The sequence below is a fragment of the Pseudomonas sp. CCI3.1 genome, assembly GCF_034313985.1.
GTDB lineage: Bacteria > Pseudomonadota > Gammaproteobacteria > Pseudomonadales > Pseudomonadaceae > Aquipseudomonas > Aquipseudomonas psychrophila.
On record NZ_JAVIWO010000001.1, the window covers coordinates 1,325,575 to 1,341,375 of the forward strand.

Annotated in this window: 17 protein-coding genes, 1 tRNA gene and 1 pseudogene; 12 read left to right on the forward strand and 7 right to left on the reverse strand. The window is 54.9% G+C overall.

What is annotated here, in order from left to right:
- Nucleotides 1–128: 128 nt before the first annotated feature.
- Nucleotides 129–2,407: pseudogene (locus RGV06_RS05970) on the reverse strand (host specificity protein J); the annotation flags it as partial.
- Nucleotides 2,408–2,688: 281 nt separating this feature from the next.
- Between RGV06_RS05970 and RGV06_RS05975 the strand changes: the two are divergent.
- Entirely contained in the window at nt 2,689–3,399 is a 711-nt protein-coding gene (locus RGV06_RS05975) for a hypothetical protein (protein ID WP_322149629.1), read from the forward strand.
- A 206-nt stretch (nt 3,400–3,605) separates the two neighbouring features.
- Nucleotides 3,606–3,989 (forward strand): hypothetical protein, encoded by a 384-nt coding sequence (locus RGV06_RS05980; RefSeq protein WP_322149630.1) that lies wholly within the window; start codon nt 3,606–3,608, stop codon nt 3,987–3,989.
- A 1,057-nt stretch (nt 3,990–5,046) separates the two neighbouring features.
- Here RGV06_RS05980 and RGV06_RS05985 read toward each other — a convergent pair.
- Complete coding sequence (locus RGV06_RS05985; protein ID WP_322149631.1) at nt 5,047–6,144, reverse strand: PIN domain-containing protein; 1,098 nt, start codon at nt 6,142–6,144, stop codon at nt 5,047–5,049.
- Nucleotides 6,145–7,001: 857 nt separating this feature from the next.
- On the opposite strand from RGV06_RS05985, the gene RGV06_RS05990 reads away from it, so the two are divergent.
- Nucleotides 7,002–7,244 (forward strand): DUF4224 domain-containing protein, encoded by a 243-nt coding sequence (locus tag RGV06_RS05990; protein WP_322149632.1) that lies wholly within the window; start codon nt 7,002–7,004, stop codon nt 7,242–7,244.
- 1 nt (nt 7,245) lies between these two features.
- Nucleotides 7,246–8,295 carry a tyrosine-type recombinase/integrase gene (locus RGV06_RS05995; protein WP_322149633.1) on the forward strand — a complete coding sequence of 350 codons (1,050 nt, stop codon included), beginning with the start codon at nt 7,246–7,248 and terminating at the stop codon, nt 8,293–8,295.
- A gap of 129 nt (nt 8,296–8,424) precedes the next feature.
- Here the strand turns inward: RGV06_RS05995 and RGV06_RS06000 are convergent.
- Nucleotides 8,425–8,512 (reverse strand) — tRNA-Ser (locus RGV06_RS06000).
- A 123-nt stretch (nt 8,513–8,635) separates the two neighbouring features.
- On the opposite strand from RGV06_RS06000, the gene RGV06_RS06005 reads away from it, so the two are divergent.
- The 7 genes from RGV06_RS06005 to RGV06_RS06035 all read left to right on the forward strand — a co-directional run bounded on the left by RGV06_RS06005 (nt 8,636) and on the right by RGV06_RS06035 (nt 12,064).
- The gene (locus RGV06_RS06005; protein ID WP_019826549.1) at nt 8,636–9,307 is read left to right on the forward strand and encodes a Bax inhibitor-1/YccA family protein; all 672 of its coding nucleotides are present in this window, start codon (nt 8,636–8,638) and stop codon (nt 9,305–9,307) included.
- 110 nt (nt 9,308–9,417) lie between these two features.
- On the forward strand, nt 9,418–9,810 hold the full coding sequence (tusD, locus tag RGV06_RS06010) for a sulfurtransferase complex subunit TusD (protein WP_046810454.1): 393 nt from the start codon (nt 9,418–9,420) through the stop codon (nt 9,808–9,810).
- 1 nt (nt 9,811) lies between these two features.
- Nucleotides 9,812–10,174: a sulfurtransferase complex subunit TusC gene (gene tusC / locus RGV06_RS06015; RefSeq protein WP_019826553.1), complete on the forward strand. Its 363-nt coding sequence runs from the start codon at nt 9,812–9,814 to the stop codon at nt 10,172–10,174.
- Nucleotides 10,174–10,461 (forward strand): sulfurtransferase complex subunit TusB, encoded by a 288-nt coding sequence (gene tusB, locus RGV06_RS06020; protein WP_019826555.1) that lies wholly within the window; start codon nt 10,174–10,176, stop codon nt 10,459–10,461. Before tusC ends, tusB begins: the two co-directional genes overlap by 1 nt.
- Complete coding sequence (locus tag RGV06_RS06025) at nt 10,458–10,793, forward strand: TusE/DsrC/DsvC family sulfur relay protein (protein WP_019826557.1); 336 nt, start codon at nt 10,458–10,460, stop codon at nt 10,791–10,793. The genes tusB and RGV06_RS06025 overlap by 4 nt, the downstream gene beginning before the upstream one ends.
- Nucleotides 10,790–11,791, forward strand: a complete 1,002-nt coding sequence (locus RGV06_RS06030) for a glycosyl transferase family protein (protein ID WP_048351579.1) — start codon at nt 10,790–10,792, stop codon at nt 11,789–11,791. The genes RGV06_RS06025 and RGV06_RS06030 overlap by 4 nt, the downstream gene beginning before the upstream one ends.
- 45 nt (nt 11,792–11,836) lie before the next feature.
- On the forward strand, nt 11,837–12,064 hold the full coding sequence (locus RGV06_RS06035) for a YheU family protein (RefSeq protein ID WP_019826561.1): 228 nt from the start codon (nt 11,837–11,839) through the stop codon (nt 12,062–12,064).
- Here RGV06_RS06035 and csrA read toward each other — a convergent pair.
- The gene (csrA, locus tag RGV06_RS06040) at nt 12,061–12,264 is read right to left on the reverse strand and encodes a carbon storage regulator CsrA (RefSeq protein ID WP_019826563.1); all 204 of its coding nucleotides are present in this window, start codon (nt 12,262–12,264) and stop codon (nt 12,061–12,063) included. The genes RGV06_RS06035 and csrA overlap by 4 nt on opposite strands.
- Nucleotides 12,265–12,399: 135 nt before the next feature.
- On the reverse strand, nt 12,400–12,732 hold the full coding sequence (locus RGV06_RS06045) for a YnfA family protein (protein WP_019826565.1): 333 nt from the start codon (nt 12,730–12,732) through the stop codon (nt 12,400–12,402).
- Between the two features lie 198 nt (nt 12,733–12,930).
- Between RGV06_RS06045 and RGV06_RS06050 the strand changes: the two genes are divergently transcribed.
- On the forward strand, nt 12,931–13,089 hold the full coding sequence (locus RGV06_RS06050) for a DUF3309 family protein (protein ID WP_088500097.1): 159 nt from the start codon (nt 12,931–12,933) through the stop codon (nt 13,087–13,089).
- Nucleotides 13,090–13,146: 57 nt separating this feature from the next.
- Here RGV06_RS06050 and RGV06_RS06055 read toward each other — a convergent pair whose 3' ends face one another.
- Both RGV06_RS06055 and RGV06_RS06060 read right to left on the reverse strand, forming a co-directional pair.
- Nucleotides 13,147–15,216, reverse strand: a complete 2,070-nt coding sequence (locus RGV06_RS06055) for an LTA synthase family protein (RefSeq protein WP_019826568.1) — start codon at nt 15,214–15,216, stop codon at nt 13,147–13,149.
- 369 nt (nt 15,217–15,585) lie between these two features.
- Nucleotides 15,586–15,777 carry a PLDc N-terminal domain-containing protein gene (locus tag RGV06_RS06060; RefSeq protein WP_019826570.1) on the reverse strand — a complete coding sequence of 64 codons (192 nt, stop codon included), beginning with the start codon at nt 15,775–15,777 and terminating at the stop codon, nt 15,586–15,588.
- Nucleotides 15,778–15,801: the final 24 nt, after the last annotated feature.

The window sequence follows — 15,801 nt, forward strand, 5'->3', positions numbered from 1 at the left end:
GACTCTGCGCCAGCCGATGCACGCTCATCCCCTGCGCTGCCGTTTTCATCACCGGCAGAGCCGGAGTCGATATAGGCATACACGCCATCGACTCTCTCGGCCGTTGCCGTGACCTTGCCGTCGAGGGTTTCCACGGTGCTGGTGAGTGAACTCAAGCCGCTGGCAGTGGCCTCTAACCCTGTTTCAGGGTCAGTGACCTTGGCGTTGATTGCGTTGAGTTGCTCGGCCTGCGCCGTGATCTTGCCGTCGTGTTCGATGATGCTGGCCGAGTTCTTTTGTACCTGCAGCACCAAGGCATTGGTGGTTTCGGCCAGGGTGCCCATATCGAGCCAATACGTGGCGTCAGGCGGTGGATGGCCAGTGGTGGCTGCAATCGCCTGAAATAGGCGATTGCCCAAGCGCACGACTTCGCCCGATGCATAGGCCTTAGTGTTGTCGTACTCCAGCGCATCTGTGATTTCGTCGATCAGGCCTTCCAGTTCCTTTTTGGCCTGGTTGAGACGGTCATTTACGGAGCCTGACCCATCGCCATCAATCAGCTCGATCCGATCCAGCAACTCCTTGCCCAGCTCGGTTTCGCCAATCTGCCCGGCGATCAATTCCAGCACTGGCCCGGCCTCGGCGCTGGCCTGCCCCATCACCCCGTTTTTCTCCGGGAAGAACGGCCCGATATTGCCGGTGCGATCCACCAGCCGCGCCCAGAAGAAAAACTGCGCACCAGCTGCCAGGCTTTGCAGACGGTGATCGTTCTGCGGATAGGCCAGATCCGACAGTTTGACGGCGCTCTCCAGGCTATTGGTTTGGCTGAACCAGATCTCGGTGCGCTGGGTGTCTTCCGCCCCTTCCGGGAAGCCCCACTTGAGGCCGATTTCAAACAACCGACTTTGGCTGGTCAAGTAGCTGACTGCAGGGGGCACGCCTTCCTTACCGTTCAGTTGGGTCAGCTCCGAGGACTTCCAGACGGAAGAAATATCAAACGCACTGACCGCTCTCACCCGAGCCAGATAGGCGCCGGCGTAGATGCCGGTGATGTCCACGCTGGACGAGCCAGTACGTTGCACCTTGATCCAGTTGCCGCTGTCCTTGCACCACTCCACGTCATAGGCGACAGCGCCGGGCACCGACTCCTAGGCGATGGTCATGGTGGTCACCGCCAGGCCTTGGGCAATCGACGAATTCGACGTCAGCACCACGCTGGCCGGCGCCGGCACCACAGTAATCGGGATCACGCTGATGGGGCGCTCTTCCAGCCGGGCGCCGGTGTCGATATGCGCAAACTTGCTCGGGTCGTACTGCACGGCCGAGATTTCGAATACACCGGCCTCCGGCCGCGACACGCTGGTGACCCGGTAAAGCGGTACCGCCAGATCGTCAGCGTCCAAGCACCACACCAGTTCGGGCTCAGGTGCAACGGAGTACGCCGTGGTCACCGTCAACTTGCGCCCGCTGACCTGCTGGATCGTTCGCCCCTCGCACTTGCCGTCGGGCAGGTTGAGAATCAGGCGATCGCCCGGCTTGGCCGATGTCTCGCGGTCCAGGGTAATGACCTTGCCGCCAACCCCCGCCACCAGCCCGCCCACTGGCCGCCCAGCGATTAACTCGTCAGCAATAGGGATCACATACCCCGGCAAGGGGATACGCCCGGCCAGACCCGTTCTGAAGGTCACCGCCCGATCCTTGGCATTGGTCAGCAACGCCCACTTTCCCCGGCGCTGCCCTCTGATTCGCGGGTGCAGCCAATCGCGCTGATCTCCAACGGGTTGTCGCCATAGCGGCGCTGCAACTTGCTGTCGGTTACCGCGGTGACATCGGTGTCGTAGTTATTGGCCGGGTTGTCGTAGCTGATCAGTGCCCGGCTGTAACGGGTGCGCTCAGAGGCACTGGCATAGGTGAACTTGCCGTCGATGACATTGGCGCGGGTGTAGGCAAAATCAAAATCGGTCGAGCGCGGCATATCCGACAGCGAGAACACCTGGCCCTGCGCCCAGTAGGTCATGCCGCGTTAAATCGCCGAAATATCCCGCAGCAACGTCCAGGCATCCGCCTTGCCCTGCAGGTTCAGGTTGCAGATAAAGCGCGGCTCCATGCCCCCCCTGCCGTCCGGTACCAACTGATCGCAGTATTAGGCGATGCGATACAGCTCCCACTTGTCGACCTGCCAGGGCTTGATGCGCCGGCCTAGGCCGAAGCGGTCGTTGACCGTAATGTCGTAGGTCATCCATACCGGGTTGTCAGTCCAGGCCTGCTTGAAGGTGCCGTCCCAGATACCCGTGTACGATCGACTCCGCGGATCGTAATTGCTGGTCACGGCGATTTTGCGCGCGTCACACTCAACCGTGATCGCGGGGATATTGCGGAACTGCTCAGCAGAGAACTCAATGTAGAGCAGCGCGGTGTTCGGATACCGGCATGGTCACCGCCAGCAACCTGAAGGTATTTGAAGATTCGGCTCTGGCTGTCATCGACTCGGTGAAAACCAAACTCTCCACCGACCAGGACTTCGCCGACGCGAAGAAGGCGGTCAAGTGATGCGGCGATGTTGAAGAGGCTGTCGCGGCCGCCAAGAAACAGGCTCTGCCGCAGACACAAAGTATCGACGAGCTGTTTTCGTCACTGGATCGCATCAGCGGCCATGCCCGCGAAACTCGCTTGAAGGTCGACAAGCTAGTGAAGGCTCAAGAGTTGTTGGTGAAGACCAATATCAAGCACAAAGCCGAGCTCGCCCTAGCGGGACATATAGAGGGGATAAACAAAACCTTAGGCAAGGTGGCGCTACCTCATGTGCACGTCGATTTCGCCGGCGCCATGAAGAACAAGCGCACCATCGCCAGCCTTCAGGATGCAGTTGATACAGAACTGGCCCGGGCGAAGATCGATGCAAGTCAGGCTGCCGACGGCATTCGCTTGAACCTGACTAGCCTGGCGGAGCTCGCTGTTGATTACGCCTTCCTGTTCAGCGACGTGCAGCAGTTGGTGGCCAAGGCCAATGATGACCTGGTGACGCTGATCAAATTTCGGATCGCAGAACACCAGAAGGACGAGCAGGCAAAGGCCGACGCGAAGCGCATCACCGAAGAGCAGGAAGCCCAGCGCCTGGCTGCCATCAAGCCAGAGCCGGTCGTGGAGAAAGTGCCGACACCAGAGCCTGTCCGCGCGGCACCGGTCCAGACGGAGGCACCCGTCATCCAGACCACAAAGCCATTAACGAGCCAAGCGGTCGAACAGGCAGCGCTACAGGCTAGCGTGACAGACTTCGAGGCCCTGGTGAAAGCCGTGGCATATTGTCAGGCGCCAATTACCGTCCTCCTGGTTAACTGGGAAGCGCTCGACGCAATGGTCGCGGCGCAGGGATCAACCTTCAGCATGGCTGGGGTGATGCTGGCCAAGGCCGCCGCATGATCAGCAACCACATCAGCCTGGTCGAGGCACTTCGCCCGGCCTCGGATGAACTAGCGGCCTAGGTCGCCCAGTTTCTTGCCAGAGGCGGCCAGATCGAAGAAGCGGAGCCCATCGGCTACAAGCCCAAGCCCATCACCTAAAGCAACCAGATGCCGCCTGCACCGAAGCCGTTTGTTCGGAGGCGGGCTGAGGCGACTCCCCTGCCCATGGCGCGATCCGATGTTCGTGACCAAGAGCGCCTGAAGCTGGTTGAGCACATTCGCGGCCTAGCCGTTAATCACTCAAAGATTGAGGTCGCGGCAGAACTCGGCATCGACCGGCGTACAGTCTCCAAGATCGGCAAGGAGTTCGGTATAACCTTCAAAGCTCCAACCCGCGGCGGCGCCCGGAACCTGGCACCAAAGAAGATGGATGAAGCTAAGGATGCGCGCCTCCCCCAACGGATCAAGGCATTCATGGCGCTGGGCATCACCCGCCGGCGTTGCTGCGGCAAGCTAGCAATCGGCGCCAAGGCCTTCGAGCGGATCATCGCCGCCCACAGCATCGACTACCCCAAAGCGCGCCAAGGCAGTACTTCATGCGCCGCATAGCCCGCATCCAACAACGCAAACGTCAAACTTGGCCCGCACTGCCAGCCAGTGGAATAGAAGAGGTAGGCCATGGCTGCCCAGCAGAAATAACTATCAGCAAAGACTGCGGCGAAGCGAATATCTCGAGGCGAGGAAGAAATCCGGCTGCATTGCATGGCCGGCACCCGGCAGGCTCTAGCTGAGCTGATGGGCTGGAGCGGCATCGAGGAATAGGGCGAAGCGTGTCATGACAGTTGCTGATGGCAAACCAATCATCAACCCTAAGACCAAATTGCCCAAGGTTGAGTTATGCGAATGGCAGCCTAAGTCGCAAACTCAGGCGGCCTAACTCTCCGGCCAAGCTCAGGTAACTGGTACTTGCTCGGCCTGAATCTGTCGCAATATCGCCCTCATTCCCACATGAGTGCACGACCTGCCTGGCGCAGTGCATTCAATCGTGCGATTGATCTCACGGCTTGTGATGCTTGGATCCAAGGCCGCAGGATAAAGAGCGCGGACATGGCTCTCATCAAGCCATTTATTACTTCTTTTGTTAAATCAAATGCTAAGTCCTGGTCGGCGTTTCCTGACAGGCAAAGTGGCACTGGTTATTTCAAAAAAACGATTAACAAAGCTATGAATTGTCATCGCCCCACTCCCTGATCCGGCACAGCGCCAGTATTTCGTAAGACTCCATATCAACGAGCCACGCTAGCTCAGGCCGCGCCAAAGGCTGGCCAGAGATAACCCATGAGCACATTTGCAGTGCTTCGAATGACCCTCGACTTTACCAAGAGCTAGACTCGAAAGAAAACGACCGGTACCAAGAAGAACCCTAAAGCGTCTGGCGGCGTCGAGACGACTCCTGAAGCTGAATGGCTGAAAGTGGTCGCCAAGCAATCCGGAAAGATCAGGGGGCACGGCGCCCTCACCATTAAACACATCGAGCTTACAGATGCAGTTGACTATGTGCTCGCCGACCAGCGAAAGCCCATCAGCATTATCGTCTGGGAGAGCATCCCCGGCGTCCTCAGTGACCAAGGAGGAAGCTATCCATATCGACCAAGGTATAACCTTGTCAGCTAATTTTCGGCTTCGTGGTGACTTGATCGATGCGCTCGTCCTCCCACAGTATATCTCCATTTGGAAGATTAAAGTGCCAAGCCTCAAGACCAACGCTATTCGCATCACCTTCAAAGTAGGTCAGTTCAACAATAACTTCTAAAACCTTTATATAACGCTCCTCCCACCTATGAATTTCAACATGCTGCCCACCACCTGCAATTGATGTTGAAGGTTCAGTACGGAAGTATATCGTTTGGACTACAAATTCGTAATCAACAGCATATTTAGCGCTCGTCCTATCGGCATATAGAACACGTCTATTCGCAGGCGTCACTTTCAAAACTTCGGAAGGATTGTAGCGATAATTAGACTCTCCATCCTCAAGAATACCGAAATCTTGGTCATTCAAGTATTCCACAACGAGAGATAAAATATCTTTTCCAACAACAACAAATGCTTTATCTGCAAAAGCAGCTGGATCAACATGCTCTAAATGAACCGCAGCATTTACAAATACTCCAAGCCTATCCGAAAAATAAAAATTTGGATCACTGTCGCAGTAGGCTCGCATATCCTCATCAGCACTAAGGATATGTATGCGAACTCCGTTATCAACAGCATAGGCTTTTAGAGCCTCTAGGACGAAGGCATCTCGAAACTCTTCGGGTTTCTTTTCAGAAAATGGTGGTAAAACGGAAAAATATTTTTCGAAAACCTCCTCAGCAGATGCAAGATCAAGTGAAACAACCTCGACATTCTTTGCCGACATGAAAGTATCAAACATAGCGACTAAATCATCTTCAACGGCTTTGCGATCGACCTTCTGAAAAACAAAAGTACTCGAGAACTCCGGCAAGTTTCGTAAAATCTTACCTTTGTCTCGAAGAGATTGAACTGCGTTTGCAGCTTCATTTGCTTTTATTTTAATATGCCGCTTAATTTCAGAAATTGTGATTGTGGTAATCAATAATGTCAGCTTACCGGACTCCAAAAGCCTGGTAATACTTTCCAGATCCGACTTGAGGAATTGATAATTACTAGCATGATAAATACTTGTATCTATAAACAAATACCTTGATTTTATAGCGAACACATCAACTTTTTCTTCCACAACATATACTCACATCCCAGTCCATGACAAATCATATCGCTTTTTATGACCTAGAACCATGGCGAATGGCTTTTACTCAATCTACCTTCGGCTCAGCTTCTTAGACAGACCACGTCGATCCACTTTAAGCGATATCCTCGAACTGTAGACTCTGGACAAACCTGTTGTACGCCTGCATATGCCTACTGAGTCGCTCCCATAGCACTATTGCTAACACCAATGATCCATGGCTTTTGAATCCACATAGTTCAAATCCATGGCAGCTGCGATGCTAACGATGGATATGGTGAGGGTGACCCTGAGTAGGCCGTGGGATGGAGCACTACTTCTGATAGAGGGCAACGCCCAGGCGCCATACGACTAAACAGTAACACTGACCTCAACAGCCACCCAGCCATGCAGCTCACGCTGGATGCTTTCCTCAATTTTTAGACTTCTGCGACCAGCCGACAACCCTGAATACGCTCCTAGGTACCCAAATCCCGGGTATTGAAGTGGAAAGACCGATAGCAAATAGCGACATCCCTACTACGAACAATAGCTGTTTGAATGCGCTGCCTGTAACACAAACCTCCTTTAAGAGTTAATCCCATATAACAATAACCCCAGCCGCTGTAGCGGCAAGGATTCCCTGTGCCTCTAATTCATACCATCACCACCAAACAGCTATGCCTGTTCGCACTGATCGTGACCTTGTTCCTGATTACCAGCGTTGCATGGTTCTTTCTTGCCATACCAAAGCTGATGGAACACGGCTCAGAAGCCTGCTTAATCCTGGCCTTTTCCGGCACCTCGCTCTGGGTTGTCGCCGGGTTTTCGCTTGTCATTTATATAGTCCTCCCCACCAGGAGCTGAACATGGAAACTGAAATCCTCTCAGAGAAAGAACTGGCCGACCTGACTGGCTATAAACAACGCAGTTTCCAGCGCCAATGGCTAAAAAAACGCGATTGGGTCTTTGTCGAAAGCCGCGGAGGCCGTCCGCTTGTAGGTCGAATGTTCGCCCGCATGAAACTGGGAAGAGCCCCACCTAGCCTTTCAGCACCAACTCCGCCATCAGCACCACCCACCTGGACCCCTGACTTTTCCCGAGTAAGTTGACATGCGCCCACGTAAAACCGAAAACCAGAATCTGCCACCACACATGTACCGGCGCACGCGCCAACGCAAATATGGAAAAGTGTGGGTTGCTTACTACTACCGCGACGCCCAGGGCAAAGACATACCACTGGGCAGCGACCTCGATCAGGCGCGAATCAAATGGGCGCAGTTGGAGGCCAAGGAAAAGCCCCTGGATCTGCTGACTATGAAAGGCATCTTTGATCGTTACATCCGCGACATCATTCCGAAGAAGGCGCCGCGCACGCAAAAGGACAACCTGGCCGAGATAAAAAGGCTACGTGAACTATTCGATGATGCCCCCATCGACTCCATCACGCCGTCATCGATCGCGGGATACCGGGACGCCAGGACTGCCAAGGTTCGGGCCAACCGCGAGATCGCCACGCTGTCCCATGTATTCAACATGGCCAGAGAGTGGGGCATCACCACAAAAGAGAATCCGTGCCAGGGCGTGCGAAAGAACCGCGGAAAGCCGCGCGACTACTACGCCAATGATGTGGTGTGGGCCGCTGTGTACAGCAAAGCGCCCCAGGAACTCAAAGACGCAATGGATCTGGCGTATCTGACGGGCCAGCGCCCTGCTGACGTGCTGATGATGCGCAAGGACGATGTAGAGGGTGGGTATTTGCTGGTCCAGCAGAACAAGACCGGAAAGCGTCTCAGAATTCGCGTGAACTCTGACGGGGAAGTTAACAGCCTTGGCAAGTTGCTCAACCAGATTGCCGCACGCAACTCCAAACTAGTTACAAGCTACTTGATTGTAAGCAAAACAGGCCGGCGTATGACCGCGGCTATGTTGCGCAAGCGTTGGGATGAAGCGAGAGAGTCAGCCAGGACAAATGCACTACTGGAAAAGGATTCTGTACTGGCAGACAAGATAGCCGCATTCCAGTTCAGGGATATCCGCCCCAAGGCAGCCTCTGAAATCACGGACATTGGCGAGGCAAGTCTGCTGCTGGGGCATACCGAGGGAGATATTACGCAGCGGGTTTACAGGCGCATCGGAGCGACCGCCAACCCGTCAAAATAAGCTGAGTTATGGAACACATGCTAAAAAGTTTTGGAACACATCACCCAAAACCACCCTTCAGCAGCACCCTTCCCCAACCCCCAGAAACGACAAAGCCCGCCAAAAGGCGGGCTCTGCGGTGTAGCAATATGGCGGAGGCGATGGGATTCGAACTCATGGACCTGTTACAGTCGACGGTTTTCAAGACCGTTGCCTTAAACCACTCGGCCACACCTCCTAACGTTGTTTCGGGCGCCATAATACCTGAATGAAACACGTTGTCAAACTCTCTTGATCGCTTGTTTCAGAGCCTCTGCTATGATCTTTGCTACTTAACATTTCAGACCACAGGAGTATCGCCATGCGCGAACAGGATTACGCAGTTAATAACAGCGTGCAGGCCGAGCAGCTAGAGGTTAGCCGCGTCCTGCGCAACACATACGGTTTGCTGGCTCTTACCCTGGCTTTCAGCGGTGTGATGGCTTACGTCTCGCAGCAGATGCGAGTCGGCTACCCTAATATTTTTGTCGTCCTCATCGGTTTCTACGGCCTGTTCTTCTTGACGAACAAGCTGCGTGATTCGGCATGGGGCCTGGTGTCTGCTTTTGCCCTGACCGGTTTTATGGGGTTCCTGCTGGGCCCTATTCTTAATCGTTTTCTGGGCATGCAGGGCGGCGCTGAAGTTGTCAGTTCTGCATTTGCAATGACCGCTCTGGTTTTTGGTGGCCTGTCCGCCTATGTGCTGATCACCCGCAAGGACATGAGCTTCCTGGGCGGCTTCATCACTGCCGGCTTCTTTGTGCTGCTGGGCGCGACGCTGGCTAGCTTCTTCTTCCAGGTCAGTGGCCTGCAACTGGCGATCAGCGCAGGTTTTGTACTGTTCTCGTCGGTGTGCATCCTGTTCCAGACCAGCGCCATCATTCATGGCGGCGAGCGCAACTACATCATGGCTACCATCAGCCTGTATGTTTCGATCTACAACCTGTTCATCAGCCTGCTGCAAATTTTCGGCATCATGAGCCGCGACGACTGATCAACAACCGCTACACAAAAGCCCGCTTCGGCGGGCTTTTTGTTGTCTGCTGCAAGCATCTTTGGGCTTCTGGCTTTATCATTACCGCAGATTTGCTGACAGAGCCCACCATGAAATTTGCCATTGCCCTTTATTCGGCAGCCCATGCGCCCTCTTCCCGTCGCGCCCTGCGTTTTGCCGAGGCAGCGCTGGCGGGCGGCCATGAAATTGTAAGGCTGTTCTTTTATCAAGACGGTGTTCACAGCGCTTCGAGCAATATCGTGACGCCGCAAGACGAGCAGGATATCGCGCAACAATGGACGACCTTCATAAGTCAGCATCAGCTTGATGGCGTGGTGTGTATTGCCGCTGCCTTGCGCCGAGGCGTGCTTAATGAAGACGAAGCAGCGCGCTATCAACGTCCCGGGGTCAACCTGAAAGCTCCGTGGGAATTGTCGGGGCTGGGGCAGTTACACGATGCCATTCAATCGGCAGATAGACTGATCTGCTTCGGAGGGCCTTGAAATGACCAAATCGCTTTTGATAATTAGCCGCCAGGCGCCATGGTCTGGCCCCGGGGCCAAAGAAGCGCTGGATATCGTTCTGGCTGGCGGTGCTTTCGATTTGCCGATTGGCCTGCTGTTTATGGATGACGGTACTTTTCAGCTCGTGCCCGAACAAAACGCTGCCGCCCTTCAACAAAAAAACCTCACTGCCAATCTGCAAGCCTTGGCCATGTTTGGTGTTGAAGATCTGTATGCTTGCCGTCACAGCCTCAACGAACGCGGCATCTCGCCCGCAGGCCTTGCGGTAGCAGATGTGCAGCCACTGTCCGCAGAGGAAGTCCGTGCAGTTATTGACCGTTATGACCAAGTGATTACCCTCTGATGTCGACCCTACACGTTGTGAGCCACTCACCTTTTTCTGACACCCGCCTGGGTAGCTGCCTGCGCTTGCTGGGCAGTGAAGATGCCCTGCTGCTTTGCGGCGATGCGGTATACGCCCTGCAGCTTCAAGGCAGCGCTCTCACATCCCTGGAAGACAAAAACGTTTTTATCCTTGAAGAGGACTTGCTGGTGCGCAACCTTGAGTGCCCGATATGGGCGACTGGAGTTGATTACCCGGCCTTTGTCGAGCTGTCGATTCATTATGACAAGGTCAACACCTGGCTATGAATGTGCTTACGCTGAGCGGTAAAAGCATCGAACTGGACAAAGACGGCTACCTGCTTGATCTCAACGACTGGTCTACTGAAGTTGCCCAGGCACTGGCCGCTCAAGCAGGTATCGAGCTAAGTCCCGAACACTGGGAAATCCTTGAGTTGTTGCGCCGCTTTTATCAGGAGTTTGAGCTGTCTCCCGCCACGCGCCCATTGATCAAGTACACCGCTCTCAAACTGGGGCCTGAAAAAGGCAACAGCTTGCACCTCAACCGACTGTTTAATGGCACCCCAGCCAAACTCGCCGCCAAGCTGGCGGGCCTGCCCAAGCCGACCAATTGCCTATGAACACTCCCGCTGCGCTGACGCTCGAAACCCCGGCCGAACACCCTTTTGCGCAATTTGTACGCATCCTGGGCAAAGGTAAACGTGGTGCTCGCAACCTGACCCGCGAAGAAGCTCGCGAGGCCATGGGCATGCTTCTTGACGAGAAGGCAGAAGACACCCAATTGGGTGCCTTCCTGATGCTGTTACGTCACAAGGAAGAAAGCTCCGAAGAAATGGCAGGTTTCACTGAGGCTGTGAGGGAGCGTCTGACAGCGCCCGCGATCAAGGTCGACATCGACTGGCCGACTTACGCAGGTAAAAAGCGTCACTTGCCTTGGTATCTGCTGGCTGCCAAGTGCCTGGCCCAGAACGGCGTGCGCATTTTCATGCATGGTGGTGGCGCCCATACGGCGGGCCGAATGTACAGTGAACAGCTTCTGGAGACGCTTGGCATTCCACTGTGCCGCAACTGGCAGAGCGTTAACGAAGCCCTGGATGCAGGCAACCCGGCGTTTATGCCGCTACAGGACTGGGCGCCACAATTGCAGCGCATGATCGACCTGCGCAACACCTTGGGCCTGCGCTCGCCGATTCACTCTCTGGCACGCATTCTTAATCCCCTTAGTGCACGCTGCGGCCTGCAAAGCATTTTCCATCCGGGCTATCAAAGTGTGCACCGCGAAGCCAGTGGCTTACTGGGAGACACCAGCATCGTGATCAAGGGTGATGGCGGCGAGGTCGAAATCAACCCCGACACGCTGAGCCATCTCTACGGCACAACGGCAGGTGTGAACTGGGATGAAGAGTGGCCCGCTTTGTCTGCACAACGCCATGTCAAACCCGCATCGCTGGAGCCGGAGCACCTTAAGGCGCTATGGCGTGGCGAAGTCGAAGACAGCTACCCCCAACTGGCTCTGCTTTCAACCATCGCCTTGGCACTGAGAGGGTTGGGCACGCCCCGAGAGCAAGCCTTTGAGCTGGCCCAGCGCTATTGGGATAATCGTGACAAATCGATTTGATGCTGTAACTGGCCGCCCAATTCTGCCTTTTTGCGAGACCGCACCATGCTAATTCCCTACGACCAGCTTGAACCCGACACCCTCACGAGTCTGATCGAAGATTTCGTCAGCCGTGATGGTACTGACAACGGCGATGACACACCCCAGGAAACCCGCGTGCTGCGTGTCCGGCATGCGCTGAGCAAAGGGCAAGCCGTCATTTTTTTCGACCTCGAAAGCCAGCAGTGCCAGCTGATGCCCAAGCACGCCGTGCCAAAAGAGTTCTTTGATTAATCCTTTGCAAGCGCGCCACCTGCCAGGTGCCCGGCATTGCCATCTTTTATCCGCTTATAGATTTCAGCGCGATGAACACTGATGGCCTTGGGGGCCTCAACCCCCAAGCGCACGTTAGTACCGTTTACGGCAATAACGCTCAGCGTTATTTCTGATCCGATTGAAATACGCTCGCCTGCGGCACGGGTGAGTATCTGCATGGCTGTCATCCTAGGATCTGAGTAGGCATAAAGACTGCACTGCGTAAAACACCCCATCAATCCCTACAAATGAATTCAGCGCACGCCTACTGCTTCCTCAGATACCTCCTACAGACTAACTGACAAACAAGCCTTTTACGGGCTTGAAAAGCGCGGCCCCAGCAAGATGATAGTTGCGCCGATCACACACAACCCTACGCCAATCCAGTCGGACCCCAGCGGCCGAATACGTTCCACGACCGCCAGCCAGGCGATGGACGTAACAATGTAAATACCGCCATAGGCGGCATAGGCTCGCCCGGCATAAGCCGCTTCGACTTTGGTCAAGAGCAAGGCAAATAGCACCAGGCTCACGATCGCCGGCAATGCCCACCATGCACTTTTGCCTTGGCGCAACCACATCCAAAATCCGTAACAGCCTGCAATTTCAAACAAGGCTGCCAAAAAAAACCATACGTAGTTGAGCATGCGTGTGTCTCCAGATAGGCAGCGCGCACCCTACCTGCGGGTCTGCTGCCGATCAAGGTGGAAGTGTTTTTCAACTGAAGCGAATAAAAGTTGAATTATTCGCCTGTCAGTTGAGTCGGATTTTATAAGCACTGCCCATCCTTGCTCCTCAAGCGGCGCCCCAAAACCTGCATATTGGTGCAACACAACAAGAAGGAAATGCTCATGACCACGATTCTTCTGATCGTTCTTATTTTGCTGTTGGTCGGTGGACTGCCGGTATTCCCACACTCAAAAAGCTGGGGATATGGTCCGTCGGGGATTATCGGGACAGTACTGGTTGTGCTGTTGATATTGCTGTTGCTCGGCAAGATCTGACGCCAGCAACACAATAAAAAAGAGGCCCTGAGGCCTCTTTTTTATTTACCCGGCTGATTACTTCGGATCAGCCACGCCTGCGGTGTTGTCCAGCAGGCTCTTGGTAGCGGTTTGCAGGAAGGATTCGAGCTTTTGCTTGAGCTCGGTCGCTTCAGGCGAATCGGTTACCACTTTTGCTTCGGCATTGGCGCCCAGCTTGTACTGCCAAACCTTGGCCGGCATATCCTTGGGCTGAACCAGCAAATGGTCGCCGCTGATGATCGCCACGGTCTGGTCACTGCCAGACGGCTTGATCACACCGCTGCCCTTGTCGCCTTCCGGCAGGGTCAGCAGGTCACGCCCCCAACACTGCTGACGGAACTCGCCACCCAGACGACCCATGATGGTCGGAACGATATCGACCTGAGTACCCACCGTGTCATTGCGGGCACCAAACTTCTCTTGAATACCAGGCCCGATCAGCAGCAGGGGTACGTTAAAGCGCCCTAGGTCCATCTCGGAAATTTGCTGTTCGTTGCCGAAGCCGTGGTCACCGACCACAACAAACAGGGTTTCCTTGAAGTACGGCTCTTTACGCGCTTTTTCGAAGAACTGGCCCAATGCCCAGTCCGAGTAACGCATCGCAGTCAAATGCTCGTTGAGCGAACCGCGATCAGTCACCGGCTCAACCGGCAACGGCGTAGGCAAGGCATACGGCGTGTGGTTGGACAGGGTTTGCAACAGCGCATAGAAAGGCTCTTTACCTTCACGCTTTTTCAGCTCTTCGAGGCCACGATTGAACATGTCCTGGTCGGACACGCCCCAGGTAGGGTCCGAGAACACCGGGTCAACGAAATCGTTACGACCCACAAAAGTAGTCATGCCCTGGTTGCTGAAGAAACCTGACTGGTTGTCCCAGGCAAAATCACCGTTGTAGACATACACGTCATCGAACTTACGGGCACTCAGCAATTCCGGCAGGCCGGACAGCTTGTGGCTGCCTTCGGGCGTCTGCATCAGGTATTCGAAACCCGGCAGGTTCGGGAAGCAGGCCATGGTGGCGAACATACCTTGGTGGGTATGGGTACCGTTGGAGAAGAAACGTTCGAACAGCAAACCTTCCTTCGCCAGGTTGTCGAAGTACGGTGTGATATTGCCCGGACGACCCAAGGCACCCACCGAGTGACCGGCGAAGCTTTCCATCAGGATCACGACGACGTTCTTGATCGGCAGGGTTTTTTCCGCAGGCGGCGTGGTATCACGGCGCACAGGAGCAGTATCCGGGTCGACCAGCTTGTCGTTCTCGGTCAGCAGCATGTCGCGTACGGTCTGCTGAGCGACCGGTTGCTCCAGCGTAGCCTTCCAGATATTGGTGCGATCGTCACCGAAGCGGCTTTTGGCAGCAGCAATCAACGACAGAGAGCCGTTGAGCCCCAATTGGTTAGCGAAGTTGGAATCAGTTGTGTAGGCATCACCCCAGCGCAGCGGAGGACCCTGGCGCAGGGTGCCACGGGCCGCGACCACGCACACCAGCAACAACACCATAAACACGGCTACACGGCCATACCACGGCGCAACAGCGCGGGAGGCGCCCGAGGCAGTGCTTGAACGGGTGATGCGGTCTGCGCCACGGAATGCGAAATACAAAATGACAGTGCCAACGGCCCAGGCCAACAGGTAGCGCACTACCGGGAAGCCGTACCAAAGCATGCTCATGACGGTTTTCGGGTCTTCTTTAACGTACTGGAAAACCAGGCCGTTAAGGCGTTGATGGAATTCACGGTAGAAATCCATCTCCATCAGGCCCAAAAACAGCGCCAGACTGGAAGCAGCAAGCAGCCAGAAGCGCAATACACCGCGCATGGTCATTGCCTTGGCACTGAGCAGCGCCAACAGCAATGGAATGCTGAAGTAAACGACAATACGCAAGTCAAAACGCAGGCCGTTGGCGAACGCTTCGAGGAAAGTCGAGGCCGGGGTATCGAGGATCATTTCCCGGTTATAAACCAGCAATGCCACCCGCAGCAGGGTGAACATCACCATCATGATCAAGGCACAGAGCAGCGTAAACGCCAGATGCGATTTGACGGTCGGTTGCAACACACGCGTAGCAGCATGTTGTTGACTTGGGGCGTCCGGGTTTGCCATGTCGTTTTAGGACCCATTGGTTCATGTTGAAGTGGCTTTATTGAGCATTGCCCTACCCTTGGCACCCGTGCGCGTTGGCACAGGCAGAGAGGTCACGCATTGGGGGGGCAAATGTTGCATGATCACCGGTGGATTTCCACTGGTACATCGCTCTTCTTTAAGCAGGATTTGGCCCGACACTCACCGCAAAACACCGCGCTAGAGGTGTTTGCAAGTTATGTAGCCGATAATTTGCGTGCGAATTGTCTTAAAGATTCCGTGAAAATTTCGTTCAAAGCACATCTTGAAACATAAGAAAGGGCCATCAGGCCCTTTCCAGTCTTTGCACAGCCGTTGAGTGTCGGCACCGCGGCTTGATAACCCAGTTGCTTAAATGCGCACATTCCCCCGCGGCCCGGCGATGGCCCAAATGACCAGCCCCAACACCGGCAGCAACAGAATCAGCAAGATCCAAAGGATTTTTGCCCCGGTCCCGGCACCACTTTTAAGCACGTTGATAATGGCCCAGATATCCAGGGCCAAAATAATCAAACCGATCAGTCCATTAAACGTTGAACCCATGATGACGCTCCTGAGTGAGTACGT

Excerpts from the sequence above, each read along its gene's own strand:
- RGV06_RS05980 (WP_322149630.1), top strand. The coding sequence starts at position 3,606 with ATGGCGCGATCCGATGTTCGTGACCAAGAGCGCCTGAAGCTGGTTGAG.
- RGV06_RS05990 (WP_322149632.1), top strand. The coding sequence starts at position 7,002 with ATGGAAACTGAAATCCTCTCAGAGAAAGAACTGGCCGACCTGACTGGC.
- RGV06_RS05995 (WP_322149633.1), top strand. The coding sequence starts at position 7,246 with ATGCGCCCACGTAAAACCGAAAACCAGAATCTGCCACCACACATGTAC.
- RGV06_RS06005 (WP_019826549.1), top strand. The coding sequence starts at position 8,636 with ATGCGCGAACAGGATTACGCAGTTAATAACAGCGTGCAGGCCGAGCAG.
- tusD (WP_046810454.1), top strand. The coding sequence starts at position 9,418 with ATGAAATTTGCCATTGCCCTTTATTCGGCAGCCCATGCGCCCTCTTCC.
- tusC (WP_019826553.1), top strand. The coding sequence starts at position 9,812 with ATGACCAAATCGCTTTTGATAATTAGCCGCCAGGCGCCATGGTCTGGC.
- tusB (WP_019826555.1), top strand. The coding sequence starts at position 10,174 with ATGTCGACCCTACACGTTGTGAGCCACTCACCTTTTTCTGACACCCGC.
- RGV06_RS06025 (WP_019826557.1), top strand. The coding sequence starts at position 10,458 with ATGAATGTGCTTACGCTGAGCGGTAAAAGCATCGAACTGGACAAAGAC.
- RGV06_RS06030 (WP_048351579.1), top strand. The coding sequence starts at position 10,790 with ATGAACACTCCCGCTGCGCTGACGCTCGAAACCCCGGCCGAACACCCT.
- RGV06_RS06035 (WP_019826561.1), top strand. The coding sequence starts at position 11,837 with ATGCTAATTCCCTACGACCAGCTTGAACCCGACACCCTCACGAGTCTG.
- csrA (WP_019826563.1), bottom strand. The coding sequence starts at position 12,264 with ATGCAGATACTCACCCGTGCCGCAGGCGAGCGTATTTCAATCGGATCA.
- RGV06_RS06045 (WP_019826565.1), bottom strand. The coding sequence starts at position 12,732 with ATGCTCAACTACGTATGGTTTTTTTTGGCAGCCTTGTTTGAAATTGCA.
- RGV06_RS06050 (WP_088500097.1), top strand. The coding sequence starts at position 12,931 with ATGCTCATGACCACGATTCTTCTGATCGTTCTTATTTTGCTGTTGGTC.
- RGV06_RS06055 (WP_019826568.1), bottom strand. The coding sequence starts at position 15,216 with ATGGCAAACCCGGACGCCCCAAGTCAACAACATGCTGCTACGCGTGTG.
- RGV06_RS06060 (WP_019826570.1), bottom strand. The coding sequence starts at position 15,777 with ATGGGTTCAACGTTTAATGGACTGATCGGTTTGATTATTTTGGCCCTG.